The sequence below is a fragment of the Pseudomonas sp. Irchel s3f7 genome (assembly GCF_900187615.1).
In the GTDB taxonomy this organism is placed as follows: domain Bacteria; phylum Pseudomonadota; class Gammaproteobacteria; order Pseudomonadales; family Pseudomonadaceae; genus Aquipseudomonas.
In genome coordinates this window covers 274,312-290,322 of the sequence record NZ_FYDO01000002.1, presented here as the reverse complement: position 1 = coordinate 290,322, position 16,011 = coordinate 274,312, and the positions used below count along the sequence as shown (strand labels likewise).

Genomic DNA, 16,011 nt, shown 5'->3' with positions numbered 1-16,011 from the left:
AATAATGAACAGGATTTTTTCCACCCTCGGTCTTTCGCTATGGATAGCGATGTTGTCGCCGATGGTACAAGCGGCCAGCCTCAAAGCGCTGGATGTCGACGCGCTGCCAGGGGGGCGCGTTGAGTTGAAGTTGTCATTCGATGGGCCGCCTCCGGTTCCTCAGGGCTACACGACAGAATCACCCGCCCGAATCGCGCTGGACATGCCGGGCGTTGTCAGTCAGCTCGCCACCAAGACCCATGACCTGGGTGGTGGCAATGCCCGCAGCGCCACGGTCGTCGAGGCCAAGGATCGTACGCGGCTGATCATTAACCTGAACCAACTGTCGCCGTACGATTCACGGATCGAAGGCAACGATCTGTTCGTCGTGGTCGGGCAAGAGGTCAGACCCCTGGTCTCACAGCGGGCCCCCGCTGCTGCATCAAGCCCGGCACGAAATACTGCGCCCGCAGGCAAAGCCATTCGTGGCGTGGATTTTCAGCGCGGGACCCAGGGTGAAGGCAATGTCGTGATCGACTTGTCGGATCCGTCGATGGCTCCCGACATTCAGGAGCGCGACGGCAAAATCCTCCTCGGGTTTGCCCGGACGCGACTGCCTGAGCCATTGCGCGTACGGCTGGATGTGAAGGATTTCGCTACACCCGTGCAGTTCGTCAAGGCCAGTGCGACCGGCGATCGGGCAACCATCAGCATTGAACCCAGCGGGGCCTTCGAATACTCGACCTATCAGACCGATAACAAGCTTACGGTCAGCATCCGTCCGATGACTGTCGACGACCTGCAAAAGCGCAATACCAATCGGCCCTACAGCGGGGAGAAGCTCTCGCTGAACTTTCAGGACATCGATGTGCGCTCAGTCCTGCAATTGATCGCCGATTTCACCAACCTCAACCTGGTGGCCAGCGACACCGTACAAGGCGGCATTACCTTGCGCTTGCAGAACGTTCCGTGGGATCAGGCGCTGGATCTGGTGCTGAAAACCAAGGGGCTGGATAAGCGCAAGGTTGGCAATGTCCTGCTCGTTGCGCCGGCCGACGAAATTGCCGCCCGCGAACGTCAGGAGCTCGAATCGCAAAAGCAGATCGCCGATCTCGCGCCGTTGCGCCGGGAGCTGTTGCAGGTCAATTACGCCAAGGCCGCCGATATCGCCAAGCTGTTCCAGTCGGTGACCAATGCCGAGGCGAAAGCCGACGAGCGGGGTTCTATCACCGTCGATGAGCGCACCAACAACATCATTGCCTACCAGACTCAGGACCGTCTCGACGAATTGCGTCGCATCGTCGCGCAACTGGATATTCCGGTACGTCAGGTGATGATCGAGGCGCGGATCGTCGAAGCCAACGTCGACTATGACAAGAGTCTCGGGGTGCGCTGGGGTGGTTCGATACAAAACAAAGGTAACTGGAACACCTCCGGCGTCAGCAATGGCGTCAACGGTTCGTCGACCATCGGTACGCCCGGCAGTACCAGCACCAATACACCGTTCGTCGACTTGGGGGCTGCGGCAAATACCTCGGGAATCGGCATTGCGTTCATTACCGATAACGTCTTGCTGGACCTTGAACTGACCGCCATGGAGAAGACCGGCAACGGCGAAATTGTCTCGCAACCCAAGGTGGTCACGTCCGACAAGGAAACCGCAAAAATCCTCAAGGGCACCGAGATTCCTTATCAGGAAGCCAGCTCCAGCGGCGCTACGTCGGTGTCCTTCAAGGAGGCGTCGCTGTCGCTGGAGGTGACGCCGCAGATCACGCCGGACAACCGGATCATCATGGAGGTCAAGGTCACCAAGGACGAGCCGGATTACCTGAACATGGTCCAGGACGTGCCGCCGATCAAGAAAAACGAGGTCAACGCCAAGGTCCTGGTCAACGATGGCGAGACCATCGTCATTGGTGGTGTTTTCTCAAATACTCAGAGCAAGGTTGTAGATAAGGTGCCATTTCTTGGCGATGTGCCGTATCTTGGCCGCCTTTTCCGGCGTGACGTGGTTTCGGAGAAAAAATCCGAGCTGTTGGTGTTTCTCACACCGCGTATCATGAATAACCAGGCGATTGCTGTGAGTCGTTGATTCTGTGCGAAATTTGATTCTTGTAGGACCGATGGGCGCTGGAAAAAGCACCATCGGCCGATTGCTGGCCAAAGAGTTGCGCTTGCCATTCAAAGATTCCGATAAGGAAATTGAATTACGCACGGGCGCCAATATCCCATGGATTTTCGATAAGGAAGGCGAACCGGGCTTTCGTGATCGCGAGGAGGCAATGATTGCCGAATTGTGCGATTACGACGGTGTGGTGCTGGCGACCGGTGGTGGCGCAGTCATGCGCGAAGCCAATCGGCGGGCGCTGCACGCCGGTGGACGGGTGGTTTATCTGCATGCCTCTGTCGAGCAGCAGGTCGGCCGCACGGCCCGCGACCGCAATCGACCGCTGTTGCGCACCGCCGATCCGGCCAAGACCCTTCGGGATCTGCTGGCCATCCGCGATCCGCTTTATCGGGAGATCGCCGATCTGGTGGTCGAAACCGATGAGCGGCCTCCGCGAATGGTCGTGCTGGATATTCTCGAGCGTTTGCAGCAGCTGCCGCCCCGTTAAAACGCCGCTCGAAATGCGCTATCCTCGGCGTCCTGCCATGACCGCTCAAGGTTGTGGCGGACGGCTTGCGATTGGCGTCATACCAGCAAACGCCGTGGACATTCGTTAACCCAAGGCAAGACGCCTGATTTCATCTTCACTGTGGGGACACATGCAGACACTCAAGGTCGATCTAGGCGAGCGCAGCTACCCGATTCATATTGGCGAAGGTTTGTTGGATCAGCCTGAGCTGCTGGCCCCGCACATTCGCGGACGGCAAGTGGCGATCATCTCCAACGAAACCGTTGCGCCGCTTTATCTTGAACGTCTGACCCGCAGCCTGTCGCAATTCTCGGTGATCTCCGTGGTGCTTCCCGATGGCGAAGCCTTCAAGACCTGGGAAACCCTGCAACTGATTTTTGATGGCCTGCTGACTGCGCGTCACGACCGTCGCACCACGGTGATCGCCCTCGGTGGCGGCGTGATCGGCGACATGGCCGGTTTCGCGGCAGCCTGCTATCAGCGTGGCGTCGATTTCATTCAGGTCCCGACCACGCTGTTGTCGCAAGTCGACTCTTCCGTGGGTGGCAAGACCGGGATCAACCACCCGCTGGGCAAAAACATGGTCGGCGCCTTCTATCAGCCGAACGTAGTGCTGATCGATACCGCCAGCCTCAATACCCTGCCGGCCCGTGAGCTCTCAGCTGGCCTGGCGGAAGTCATCAAGTACGGTTTGATCTGCGACGAGCCGTTCCTGACCTGGCTCGAAGACAACGTCGACCGCCTGCGCAATCTGGATCAACAAGCCCTGACCTATGCCATCGAGCGCTCTTGCGCGGCCAAGGCGGCGGTGGTCGGTGCCGATGAAAAGGAGACGGGTGTTCGCGCCACGTTGAACCTGGGGCACACTTTCGGTCACGCCATCGAAACCCACATGGGCTATGGTGTCTGGCTCCATGGGGAAGCGGTCGCTGCTGGCACCGTAATGGCTCTGGAAATGTCCGCGCGTCTGGGCTGGATCAGTGAGCAGGAACGCGATCGCGGCATTCGCCTGTTCCAGCGTGCCGGGTTGCCGGTTGTCCCGCCAGAAGAGATGAGCGAAGCCGATTTCCTCGAACATATGGCAATTGATAAAAAAGTGATCGACGGTCGTTTGCGCCTGGTGCTGCTGCGCCAAATGGGCGAAGCGGTGGTGACCGACGATTATCCGAAAGAGGTTCTACAGGCCACGCTGGGAGCGGATTACCGCGCCCTGGCTCAGCTTAAAGGTTAATAAGATCGAGATGACTAGTTTGCATGCCGACGAGGCGTTCCTCGGCCATTTCCAATTGAGTCATGACCCTTTTGCTCCGCGGGTTCCTGGCTTCAAATTCTTCCCGGCCCAGCGCAAACCGGTACTGGGGCAACTGCATCATCTGGCGCGTTACAGCCAGTTGTTGCTGGTCGTCACTGGCCCGCAGGGCAGTGGCAAGACCCTGCTGCGCCAGGCCCTCGTGGCCAGTACCAACAAGCAAACGGTGCAGAGCGTGGTGGTTTCCGCCCGTGGTGCCGGTGATGCGGCGGGTGTCCTGCGCCAGGTGGCCCAGGCGCTGGACGTGGCGCACGCCGAAATCGACGCAATCCTGGCCCAGGTGGTGCAACTTGCCCTTACCGGGCAGGAAGTCTACCTGCTGGTGGATGATGCCGAGCAGCTCGACGAGTCCGCGCTTGAAGCCTTGATGGGCCTGGCTGCCGGCGCGCCGGAAGGTCGCCCACATGTGTTCCTGTTCGGTGAGTCGTCGCTGATTGCTCAGCTTGATGCGTTGCACCTTGAGGAAGAACGCTTCCACGTCATCGAGCTGCAGCCTTACACCGAAGAAGAGACCCGCGAATATCTGGATCAGCGCCTTGAGGGTGCGGGTCGGGGTATCGAACTTTTCACCGCGCAACAGATCTCTGATATTCACGAAAGCTCCGACGGTTGGCCTGGCAACATCAACCAGGTCGCCCGCGATGCAATGATCGAAGCCATGATTGCCAGCCGCTCAGCGGTGAAGCGTCCAAAAATGGGGTTCAATATGCCGAAGAAACACGTATTGGCGATTTCCGCCGTCGTCGTGGTCGCGGTAGCCGCCGCCTGGTTGATGCCAGGTCGCAGCAAAGCACCGAGCACCGGTGCGCCGGCCAACGAACAGGCGCAATTGCCACTCGGCCAGGGCGCGCCACAATCGAGCGATGGCGCTCCGTCCGTCGAATTCGCCGGCAACACGCAGCCGATGCCTTTGCCGTTGGTCGGTAACTCGCAGCCGGTCATGCGTGGCCCGCTGGCCGAAGCGGCGGGTGGCATCACCGAAGGCGATGATGGTGTGCCGCTTGAAGGTTCGAGCGATACACCGCCAACCGTGACCACGGTTGCGCCGCCAGCGGGCGTTACGGCCGGTGCTGCGCCGACGCCAGCGGCCAAGCCGACACCTGCGCCGACTCAAGTCGCTACAGCCAAGCCGGCACCGGTTCCGGCGCCTGCCGCCAAGCCTGCTCCAGCGCCTGCCAAACCGGCCGTCGCCGCAGCCAAGCCTGCCGAGAAAACCGCGCCTGCCGCCAAGGCCGCTGGCGGTACCTGGTATGCCGGTCAGGCGCCGGGCAACTACGTGGTGCAGATCCTCGGCACCAGCTCTGAAGCGAGCGCGCAAAGCTTCGTGAAAGAGCAGGGCGGCGAGTACCGTTATTTCAAGAAAGTCCTCAACGGCAAGCCGCTTTACGTCATCACTTACGGCAATTTCTCCAATCGTGATGCAGCCGTTTCCGCCATCAAGGCCTTGCCAGCGAAGGTTCAGGCTGGTAAACCTTGGCCTCGCACTGTCGCCAGCGTCCAACAGGAACTGGCAACAACTCGCTGAAGATTCGGCGGCCTTACCCAGGCCGCCTCTCCAGGCACCTCAAAATCTCTGCAAGTGCGCGCCGTCTCTACAGACTGCGTGCCTTGTGGTGTCTGCGTCACAGTAGTCTTTGAGTCGTTGCGGTCAGAATTAAAAAAAGTTTTGACTAGCACAGCGTATCGCTTTAAACCTTTCACAAATGCGACATAGATTTGCGACATCTCGTCGTCAAATTTGTGAGCCTCTGTGTCGGTGTGTACAATGACCTCCCTTTTGCCCCCGCAAAGCTGGCGTACGTTCGGCGCGGAAGGTAACTAGTTGAATTGAAAAGAAATTTGCCTCGATAAGAGGCAGCCTGGTGAGAAAGTGTCTATGAAAGCAGGTCTGTACCAACCAGATGAATTCAAGGATAACTGCGGTTTCGGCCTGATTGCCCATATGCAGGGCGAGCCCAGTCATACCCTTTTGCAAACGGCCATCGAGGCCCTGACCTGCATGACCCACCGCGGTGGGATTAATGCCGACGGCAAGACCGGTGACGGTTGCGGTCTGCTGATTCAAAAGCCGGACGCGTTCCTGCGCGCTATCGCCCAGGAAACCTTCGGCGTTGAAATGCCCAAGCAATATGCGGTGGGCATGGTTTTCTTCAACCAGGACCCGGTGAAAGCCGAAGCCGCTCGCGAGAACATGAACCGCGAGATCCTGGCCGCCGGCCTGCAACTGATCGGCTGGCGCAAAGTGCCAATCGACACCAGCGTCCTCGGCCGCCTGGCCCTTGAGCGCCTGCCGCAGATCGAGCAGGTGTACATCGGCGGAGAAGGCCTGAGCGATCAGGACATGGCCGTCAAACTGTTCACCTCCCGTCGTCGCTCGTCCGTGGCCAACGCCGCCGACAGCGATCACTACGTGTGCAGCTTTTCCCACAAGACCATCATTTACAAAGGCCTGATGATGCCGGCGGATTTGACCGCCTTCTATCCAGACCTGAGCGATGAGCGCCTGCAAACTTCGATTTGCGTGTTCCACCAGCGCTTCTCCACCAACACCCTGCCGAAATGGCCGCTGGCTCAACCGTTCCGCTTCCTGGCGCACAACGGCGAGATCAACACCATTACCGGCAACCGCAACTGGGCCGTGGCCCGTCGCACCAAGTTCACCAACGATCTGATGGATCTGGAAGAACTCGGCCCGCTGGTCAACCGTGTCGGTTCCGACTCCTCCAGCATGGACAACATGCTCGAGCTGATGGTCACCGGTGGCATCGACCTGTTCCGTGGCGTGCGGATGATCATTCCGCCTGCGTGGCAGAACGTCGAGACCATGGACCCGGATCTGCGTGCGTTCTACGAATACAACTCGATGCACATGGAACCGTGGGACGGCCCGGCCGGCGTGGTAATGACCGACGGTCGTTACGCGGTGTGCCTGCTCGACCGTAACGGTCTGCGTCCGGCGCGTTGGGTGACCACCACCAACGGCTTCATCACCCTGGCTTCGGAAATCGGCGTCTGGAACTACCAGCCTGAAGACGTGATTGCCAAAGGCCGCGTTGGCCCGGGCCAGATCTTTGCCGTGGACACCGAAACCGGCCAGATCCTCGACACCGACGCCATCGACAACCGTCTGAAGTCCCGTCATCCGTACAAGCAATGGCTGCGCAAGAATGCCCTGCGCATCCAGGCAACCATGGAAGACAACGATCACGGTTCGGCGTTCTACGACGTCGATCAGCTCAAGCAATACATGAAGATGTATCAGGTCACGTTCGAAGAGCGCGACCAGGTGCTGCGTCCGCTCGGCGAGCAGGGCTACGAAGCCGTTGGCTCGATGGGCGACGATACGCCGATGGCCGTGCTGTCCCAGCGCGTGCGTACGCCGTACGACTATTTCCGCCAGCAGTTCGCGCAGGTCACCAACCCGCCGATCGACCCGCTGCGTGAAGCCATCGTCATGTCGCTGGAGATCTGCCTCGGTGCCGAGCGCAACATCTTCCAAGAGTCGCCGGAACACGCCTCGCGCGTGATCCTCAGCTCGCCGGTCATTTCCCCGGCCAAGTGGCGCTCGCTGATGAACCTCGATCGTCCGGGCTTCGAGCGCGCGATCATCGATCTGAACTACGACGAAAGCGTCGGCCTGGAAGCTGCGATCCGCAACGTTGCCGATCAAGCTGAAGAAGCCGTGCGCGCCGGTCGTACTCAAGTCGTGCTGAGCGACCGTCATATTGCCCCGGGCAAGTTGCCGATCCACGCTTCGCTCGCCACCGGCGCGGTGCACCACCGCCTGACCGAAAAAGGCCTGCGTTGCGACTCCAACATCCTTGTTGAAACCGCGACTGCACGTGACCCGCATCACTTCGCCGTGCTGATCGGTTTCGGCGCCTCTGCCGTTTATCCGTTCCTGGCCTACGAAGTGCTGGGCGACCTGATCCGGACCGGTGAAGTGCTGGGCGACCTCTACGAGGTGTTCAAGAATTACCGTAAAGGCATCACCAAGGGCTTGCTGAAGATCCTGTCGAAGATGGGCATCTCGACCATCACTTCGTACCGCGGTGCGCAGCTGTTCGAAGCCATCGGCCTGTCCGAGGAAGTCTGCAACCTGAGCTTCCGTGGCGTGCCGAGCCGCATCAAGGGTGCGCGTTTCGTCGACATCGAAGCCGAGCAGAAAGCCCTGGCCACCGAAGCCTGGAGCCCGCGCAAGCCGATCCAGCAGGGTGGTCTGCTGAAGTTCGTCCACGGTGGCGAATATCACGCGTACAACCCGGACGTGGTCAACACCCTGCAAGCCGCTGTGCAGCAGGGCGACTACAGCAAGTTTAAGGAATACACGTCGCTGGTGGACAACCGCCCGGTGTCGATGATCCGCGACCTGCTGAAAGTCAAAACCCTCGACACTCCATTGGACATCAGCGAGATCGAACCGCTGGAATCGGTGCTCAAGCGCTTCGACTCCGCCGGTATTTCGTTGGGCGCCCTGTCGCCGGAAGCTCACGAAGCCCTGGCCGAAGCCATGAACCGCCTCGGTGCGCGTTCCAACTCCGGCGAAGGCGGCGAAGACCCGGCACGCTACGGCACCATCAAGAGCTCGAAAATCAAGCAAGTCGCGACCGGCCGTTTCGGTGTAACCCCGGAATACCTGGTCAACGCTGAAGTGCTGCAGATCAAGGTCGCCCAGGGCGCCAAGCCGGGCGAAGGCGGTCAACTGCCAGGCGGCAAGGTCAACGGCCTGATCGCCAAACTGCGTTATGCAGTGCCGGGCGTGACCCTGATTTCGCCACCGCCGCACCACGACATCTATTCGATCGAAGACTTGTCGCAGCTGATTTTCGACCTGAAACAAGTCAACCCGAAGGCACTGGTCTCGGTGAAGCTGGTAGCAGAAGCGGGCGTCGGCACCATCGCCGCCGGTGTGGCCAAGGCCTATGCGGACCTGATCACCATCTCCGGCTACGACGGCGGCACCGGCGCATCGCCGCTGACCTCGATCAAATACGCGGGCGCTCCGTGGGAGCTCGGCCTGGCCGAAACCCACCAGACCCTGCGTGGCAACGACCTGCGCGGCAAAGTCCGGGTACAGACCGACGGCGGCCTGAAAACCGGCCTCGACGTGATCAAGGCAGCCATCCTCGGCGCTGAAAGCTTCGGCTTCGGCACCGCGCCAATGATCGCCCTGGGCTGCAAATACCTGCGCATCTGCCACCTGAACAACTGCGCCACCGGCGTAGCGACTCAGAACGAGAAGCTGCGCAAGGATCACTACATCGGTACCGTCGACATGGTGGTGAACTTCTTCACCTACGTCGCCGAAGAAACCCGTGAGTGGCTGGCCAAGCTGGGCGTGCGCTCCCTCGAAGAGCTGATCGGCCGTACCGATCTGCTGGAAATCCTCGAAGGTCAGACCGCCAAGCAACATCACCTCGACCTGACCCCGTTGCTGGGCAGCGACCACGTGCCGGCGGACAAGCCGCAGTTCTGTGGCGTTGAGCGCAACCCGCCGTTCGACAAGGGCCTGCTGGCCGAGAAAATGGTCGACATGGCCACCTCGGCGATCAACGACCTGAGCGGCGCCGAGTTCGCCCTGGATATCTGCAACTGCGACCGTTCCATCGGCGCACGGATCTCCGGCGAAATCGCGCGCAAGCACGGCAACCAGGGCATGGCCAACGCGCCGGTCACGTTCCGCTTCAAGGGCACTGCCGGTCAGAGCTTCGGCGTGTGGAACGCTGGCGGCCTGAACATGTACCTGGAAGGCGATGCCAACGACTACGTCGGCAAGGGCATGACCGGCGGCAAGCTGGTCATCGTTCCGCCGAAGGGCAGCGTCTACCGCACCCAGGACAGTGCCATCATCGGCAACACCTGCCTGTACGGCGCCACTGGCGGCAAGCTGTTCGCCGCCGGTACCGCGGGCGAGCGTTTCGCCGTGCGTAACTCCGGTGCCCACACCGTCGTGGAAGGCACTGGCGATCACTGCTGCGAGTACATGACCGGTGGTTTCGTCTGCGTTCTGGGCAAGACCGGTTACAACTTCGGCTCTGGCATGACCGGCGGTTTCGCCTACGTGCTCGACCAGGACAACACCTTCGTTGACCGGGTCAACCACGAACTGGTGGAAATCCAGCGGATCAGCGGCGAGGCGATGGAAGCCTACCGCAGCCATTTGCAACGCGTGCTGAACGAGTACGTCGAGGAAACCGACAGCGAGTGGGGTCGTGAACTCGCCGAGAACCTCGATGATTACTTGCGTCGTTTCTGGCTAGTCAAACCTAAGGCGGCGAGCTTGAAATCTCTGCTCTCCAGTACTCGTGCGAATCCGCAGTAACGACGCAGCTGCAAGCGGCAAGCTTCAAGCCGCAAGTTAACAGCAGTGCGCGTTGTGCCTGCCACCGTGATTGTCTTGCAGCTTGAAGCTTAGAGCTTGAAGCTGTCGTGTAAGAGGTTTTGAAGATGGGCGAACGACTCAGCAACGACTTCCAATTCATCGAGGTCGGGCGCAAGGATCCGAAGAAGAAACTGTTGCGTCAACGCAAGAAAGAGTTCGTGGAAATCTACGAACCCTTCAAACCCCAGCAGTCGGCCGACCAGGCCCACCGCTGCCTGGGTTGCGGTAACCCGTATTGCGAATGGAAGTGCCCGGTGCACAACTTCATTCCCAACTGGCTGAAGCTGGTGGCCGAGGGCAACATCCTCCAGGCCGCCGAACTGTCGCACCAGACCAACACCCTGCCGGAAGTCTGCGGCCGGGTGTGCCCGCAGGACCGTCTGTGCGAGGGTGCCTGCACCCTTAACGACGGCTTCGGCGCGGTGACCATCGGTTCGGTGGAGAAGTACATCACCGACACCGCGTTCGCCATGGGCTGGCGCCCGGACATGTCCAAGGTCAAGCCGACCGGCAAACGTGTCGCGATCATCGGTGCCGGGCCTGCGGGCCTGGGCTGTGCCGACGTGCTGGTGCGTGGCGGCGTGACTCCGGTGGTGTTCGACAAGAACCCGGAAATCGGCGGTCTGCTGACCTTCGGCATTCCCGAGTTCAAGCTGGAAAAGACCGTGCTGAGCAATCGTCGCGAAGTCTTCACCGGCATGGGCATCGAGTTCCGCCTCAACACCGAGGTGGGCACGGACGTGACCATGGAGCAACTGCTCGAAGAATACGATGCCGTATTCATGGGCATGGGCACCTACACCTACATGAAGGGCGGCTTTGCCGGTGAAGACCTGCCGGGCGTGTACGACGCGCTGGATTTCCTGATCGCCAACGTCAACCGCAACCTGGGCTTTGAAAAGTCGCCGGAAGATTTCGTCGACATGAAAGGCAAGAAGGTCGTGGTACTCGGCGGTGGCGACACGGCGATGGACTGCAACCGGACGTCGATCCGCCAGGGCGCCAAGTCGGTGACCTGCGCCTATCGTCGTGACGAAGCGAACATGCCGGGCTCGCGCAAAGAGGTGAAGAACGCCAAGGAAGAAGGCGTGAAATTCCTCTACAACCGCCAGCCGATCGCCATTGTCGGTGAAGACAAGGTCGAAGGCGTGAAGGTGGTCGAGACCCGTCTCGGCGAGCCGGACGCCCGTGGCCGTCGCAGCCCCGAGCCGATCCCGGGTTCCGAAGAGATCATCCCGGCCGACGCCGTGGTTATCGCCTTCGGTTTCCGTCCAAGCCCGGCGCCGTGGTTTGAGCAGTTCAGCATCCAGACCGACAGCCAGGGCCGTGTCGTGGCACCGGAACAAGGTCAGTACAAGCACCAGACCAGCAACCCGAAAATCTTCGCCGGTGGCGACATGGTGCGCGGTTCCGACCTGGTGGTGACGGCGATCTTCGAAGGCCGCAATGCCGCCGAAGGGATCCTGGATTACCTGGGCGTCTGATCGACGCCTCACCCTGTAGGAGCCGGCTTGCTGGCGATGAACGATAACGCGGTGTACCTGATACACCGCGTCGTCTGCATCGCCAGCAAGCCGGCTCCTACAGTGTTTTTGGGTGCTGCAAAAATGCGACAAATTGACTCGATAGACAAAAGGCTGACCTGCAACCGTGCCTTTTGCGTCGCGCTCTGAGAAAATGCCCGCACTTTTTTTCCGGATGCCGACATGACTGCCCTGAAGAACGACCGTTTCCTGCGCGCCCTGCTCAAGCAACCCGTAGACGTCACCCCCGTGTGGATGATGCGTCAGGCCGGTCGCTACCTGCCTGAATACCGCGCCAGCCGTGCCAAGGCCGGCGATTTCATGAGCCTGTGCATGAACCCGGCGTTCGCTTGCGAAGTCACGATGCAGCCGCTCGACCGCTACCCGCAACTGGACGCAGCGATTCTCTTCTCCGACATCCTGACCATCCCCGATGCCATGGGCCAAGGCCTGTACTTCGAAACCGGCGAAGGTCCGCGCTTCAGGAAAGTCGTCAGCACCCTGGCCGACATCGAGGCCCTGCCGATTCCTGATCCGCACAAAGACCTCGGCTACGTGATGGACGCGGTCAGCACCATCCGCCGCGAACTGAACGGCCGCGTGCCGCTGATCGGCTTTGCCGGCAGCCCATGGACCCTGGCCACCTACATGGTCGAAGGCGGCTCGTCGAAAGACTACCGCAAGACCAAAACCATGCTCTACGACAACCCGCAAGCCTTGCACCTGCTGTTGGACAAGCTCGCGCAGACGGTCACCAGTTACCTCAACGGTCAGATCATGGCCGGTGCGCAAGCGGTACAGATCTTCGACAGCTGGGGCGGTGCCCTCTCGGCGGCGGCGTACCAGGAATTCTCCCTGGCCTACATGAAGAAAATCGTCAGCGGCCTGATCCGCGAACACGAAGGTCGCAAGGTGCCGGTCATCCTGTTCACCAAGAACGGTGGCCTGTGGCTGGAAAGCATCGCCGATGCCGGCGCCGATGCACTGGGCCTGGACTGGACCTGCGACATCGGCAGTGCCCGCGCCCGCGTGGGTGACAAAGTCGCCCTGCAAGGCAACATGGACCCGACCGTGCTTTACGCAAAACCGGAAGCCATCCGTACCGAAGTCGGGCGCATTCTGGCCAGCTATGGCAAAGGCAGCGGCCACGTGTTCAACCTCGGCCATGGCATCACCCCGGAAGTCGATCCGGAGCACGCCGGTGCCTTCCTGCGCGCGGTGCATGAGTTGTCGGCGCAGTATCACGAGTAACGGTTAATCCCGGTTTCGCAAAAACCTGTCCCGCCTCGTGCCGGACAGGTTTTTTTATGCCGTTTAAAAGTTCGGTCGATAAATCATCACTGGCTGTAAGAGTAGTTTCTGATGTTGTCAGATAGGGGAATAGAGAGACTGTTCCCGCCTCGTTTGTTGACTCCTCCTACATAGAATTTTCTTCTATCCCCGTAAGGTTCCAGGCCCTTGTCCGGCGCAACGCCGAACAATCACGAAGCGAACTTCGGCGCCCACAAGGTGCCCTGTTTTCGATAATCAGCCTGGAATATTCATGAAAATCACGTTTGATAAAAGAAGTGCGTTGACCGCGTGCACGTCCACTGCGGTCCTGTTGTCGGCAATGCTGACCACGCAAACCGTTTCCGCACACGGCTATCTGGAAGTGCCACCTTCCCGTGCCCTGGTTTGCCAGAAAGGTTTGAACACAAACTGCGGCGGCGCCCAGTACGAACCGCAAAGCGTCGGTGAAACCTTCAAAGGCTTCCCGGCTGGCGTCGGCGGCGCACCGCTGCAGGGCCCGGTCGATGGCAAAATCGCCAGTGGCGGCCACGCGCTGTTCTCCGCACTGGACGCGCAGTCCGCCACCCGCTGGCACCTGACGGAAATCAAGAATCGCACGATCGATTTCCAGTGGCGCTACACCGCCGTTCACCCGGCCACCAAGCATGAGTACTTCATCAGCCGCGACGGCTGGAACCCGAACGAATCGCTCAAGCGAGCCACTTTTGAAGAAAATCCGTTCTGCACCGTCGATGGTGGCAATCAGAAGCCGTCTGACAGCGATAAGCACACCTGCACCATCCCCCCTGAGAAAACCGGTCATCACGTCATTCTGGCGATCTGGACTGTCGGTGATACCGATGCGGCGTTCTACAACCCGACTGACGTGAACATCCTGGCGGAAGCAGAACTGCCGGGTGGTTGGTCCTCCGTGGGCAGCATCGCGCCTTCGACCACATTGCTGGTGGGCGACAAGGTCAAGGCTCGTGCGTTCTCCGCTACTGGCGAGAACCCGGAGTACAGCGTCGAAATCAGCATCGACAACGCTGAAGGCGGCGTGCCGCAAAACTGGGCATTCAACCTGGCGGAAAAGATCAACGCCACCCACACCCTGGTCCGTGCCGGTGTCCGTGATGAAAGCGGCAATATCGAACCGGTCAAAGGCAGCAACAGTATTTACGCCCAGAAACAAAGCGGTGTTATCCGTTACGAAGTGCAGCTGGACATGAAGGAAGACGCCGCCGCGCGCCTTGGGGTGTCGACGCTGCAACCTGAGTACGTGCTGGACAAAGGTCAGGCCAAAGTCGATTTCGGCGTGCTGTCCAACCGCAGGATGAACATCGAAGCGACGTTGTTCGACAAGAGCAACAAGCCGGTCGGTGTGACCTCGACACAAATCGACAGCGGTTCAGCCATGCTCAGCATGGATGTTCGCAGCAATCCGGATGTGCACACCCTGACGCTCGTCGGCACCACCCTGGATGGCCGTACCACTCGCCAGGATACCCAGACCGTCAACATGACCGGTGAAGGCGCAGGCGCCGACTATGACTTCGTGTTCCCCGAAGGCATCAGCGACTACACCGACGGCACCAAAGTCCTGCAACCGAAGACCAATGAAGTCTTTGAATGCAAGCCGTTCCCTAAGTCCGGTTACTGCAAGCAGTACAGCCCGAGCGCCAACGGTTACGAGCCCGGCGTCGGTGCTCATTGGCACATGGCGTGGAACAAGCTGTAAGTCCTTTGCGTGACACTTCAGGTGATCGAATTCGGGTCGCCTGAAGACTCATCTCATCTGTTGATGATCGGGTTGAAAATGACGGTTTTGGTTTACTCCACGCTGCGTGTATGGCTGCACTGGTTTTCGGCGGCTGTCATTTTATGGACGTTGCTGTCCGGTTTTTTTGTGGCCAGTGTTGACGTTTCGGCACCCATCAAACAGTCGGTAGCGTCCTTCAATGTCTCGCTGACGACCGTGTTCATACCGTTTTTTGTATGGCGGCTGTTTTTGTTTTTTTCGCATGTCCGTTGTTTGGACTGGAAATCCATTTTGCTTGTCGATGCGCTTGCACCGTTGGTGCACATGCTGATTTATCTGATTGTCGCCATCGTACTGGTGACTGGCGTGTTGATGATGGATCGTCCGATTGATGTGTTTGGGGTTGTGGAATTTGCTCAACCGCTGCGTGATCCGCATCTGATCGCCCGTTACTTCACCGTGCATATTTGGGCATGTGTTGTGCTTTCGTTACTGATTGCGCTGCATGTCGGTGCCGTGATTTTCCATGAAGCCTGCAACCATCGCGTGTTGCGACGAATGTCATTTTTTCGGTGCAACAAGGCGGCGAAGGGGCAATTTGAGTGAATGGAGCTGTGAGGTTTTCACTGGCACGTTTGACCAGGCTCGCTGCACGTCTGTGCTTATTGGCGGTGCCAGTAAGCTACGGCGCATTTCTGGCCTGGCAAGAGTGGCGTTTTCGCGAAGGCCTTGCGACTCCTCCCCAGCCCGTCGAGATCATTCGAACAGCTGCACTGCCCCGAGAAATGCTAGATGCAACCTCGGTCGCTACGGTGCTCGGCCTCACGGCCGGTGCGCAGTTGGTACCCAGTACCGAACCACTGATCTTGCACGCGAGTTTTGTTATCCGCAGCGGATTATCCAAAGCGTTGCTGGCGGACTCCCAGGGTTCGCACCTTTACAAGGTGGGAGATCGCCTGCCCGGCGGCAGCGTACTGCGCCGGATCGAGGCCGGTCAGGTGGTGTTGTGGAGCAAGGGGCGAGAAGAATTGTTGGCCCTCAAGCCTGCTGCCAGCGCTTTTCTGCATCGGGTTGAAGCCCCCGCCAAATCACCGGCACCGATCATTTCTCCGCGTTTTTTCCTCCCCGATACCGGGGTGTCAGAGTGAACA

Annotated in this window: 10 protein-coding genes; all 10 read left to right on the top strand. The window is 59.7% G+C overall.

The window, feature by feature from the left end:
- Nucleotides 1-4: 4 nt before the first annotated feature.
- Entirely contained in the window at nucleotides 5-2,071 is a 2,067-nt protein-coding gene (pilQ, locus tag CKW19_RS02825; RefSeq protein WP_095056485.1) for a type IV pilus secretin PilQ family protein, read from the top strand.
- A 4-nt stretch (nucleotides 2,072-2,075) separates the two neighbouring features.
- On the top strand, nucleotides 2,076-2,594 hold the full coding sequence (gene aroK / locus CKW19_RS02820) for a shikimate kinase AroK (RefSeq protein WP_053153402.1): 519 nt from the start codon (nucleotides 2,076-2,078) through the stop codon (nucleotides 2,592-2,594).
- A gap of 151 nt (nucleotides 2,595-2,745) precedes the next feature.
- Nucleotides 2,746-3,846 carry a 3-dehydroquinate synthase gene (gene aroB / locus CKW19_RS02815; protein ID WP_095056484.1) on the top strand — a complete coding sequence of 367 codons (1,101 nt, stop codon included), beginning with the start codon at nucleotides 2,746-2,748 and terminating at the stop codon, nucleotides 3,844-3,846.
- A 10-nt stretch (nucleotides 3,847-3,856) separates the two neighbouring features.
- Entirely contained in the window at nucleotides 3,857-5,449 is a 1,593-nt protein-coding gene (locus tag CKW19_RS02810; RefSeq protein WP_095056483.1) for an AAA family ATPase, read from the top strand.
- Nucleotides 5,450-5,800: 351 nt separating this feature from the next.
- Nucleotides 5,801-10,246, top strand: a complete 4,446-nt coding sequence (gene gltB / locus CKW19_RS02800) for a glutamate synthase large subunit (RefSeq protein WP_095056482.1) — start codon at nucleotides 5,801-5,803, stop codon at nucleotides 10,244-10,246.
- Between the two features lie 125 nt (nucleotides 10,247-10,371).
- Nucleotides 10,372-11,790, top strand: coding sequence for an FAD-dependent oxidoreductase (locus tag CKW19_RS02795; RefSeq protein WP_095056481.1), 1,419 nt, complete (start codon nucleotides 10,372-10,374; stop codon nucleotides 11,788-11,790).
- Between the two features lie 222 nt (nucleotides 11,791-12,012).
- Complete coding sequence (gene hemE, locus CKW19_RS02790) at nucleotides 12,013-13,080, top strand: uroporphyrinogen decarboxylase (protein WP_095056480.1); 1,068 nt, start codon at nucleotides 12,013-12,015, stop codon at nucleotides 13,078-13,080.
- A 292-nt stretch (nucleotides 13,081-13,372) separates the two neighbouring features.
- Entirely contained in the window at nucleotides 13,373-14,839 is a 1,467-nt protein-coding gene (gene gbpA / locus CKW19_RS02785) for an N-acetylglucosamine-binding protein GbpA (protein WP_095056479.1), read from the top strand.
- A 9-nt stretch (nucleotides 14,840-14,848) separates the two neighbouring features.
- Entirely contained in the window at nucleotides 14,849-15,466 is a 618-nt protein-coding gene (locus tag CKW19_RS02780; protein WP_371856334.1) for a cytochrome b/b6 domain-containing protein, read from the top strand.
- A 179-nt stretch (nucleotides 15,467-15,645) separates the two neighbouring features.
- Nucleotides 15,646-16,008 carry a hypothetical protein gene (locus CKW19_RS02775; RefSeq protein ID WP_371856333.1) on the top strand — a complete coding sequence of 121 codons (363 nt, stop codon included), beginning with the start codon at nucleotides 15,646-15,648 and terminating at the stop codon, nucleotides 16,006-16,008.
- Nucleotides 16,009-16,011: the final 3 nt, after the last annotated feature.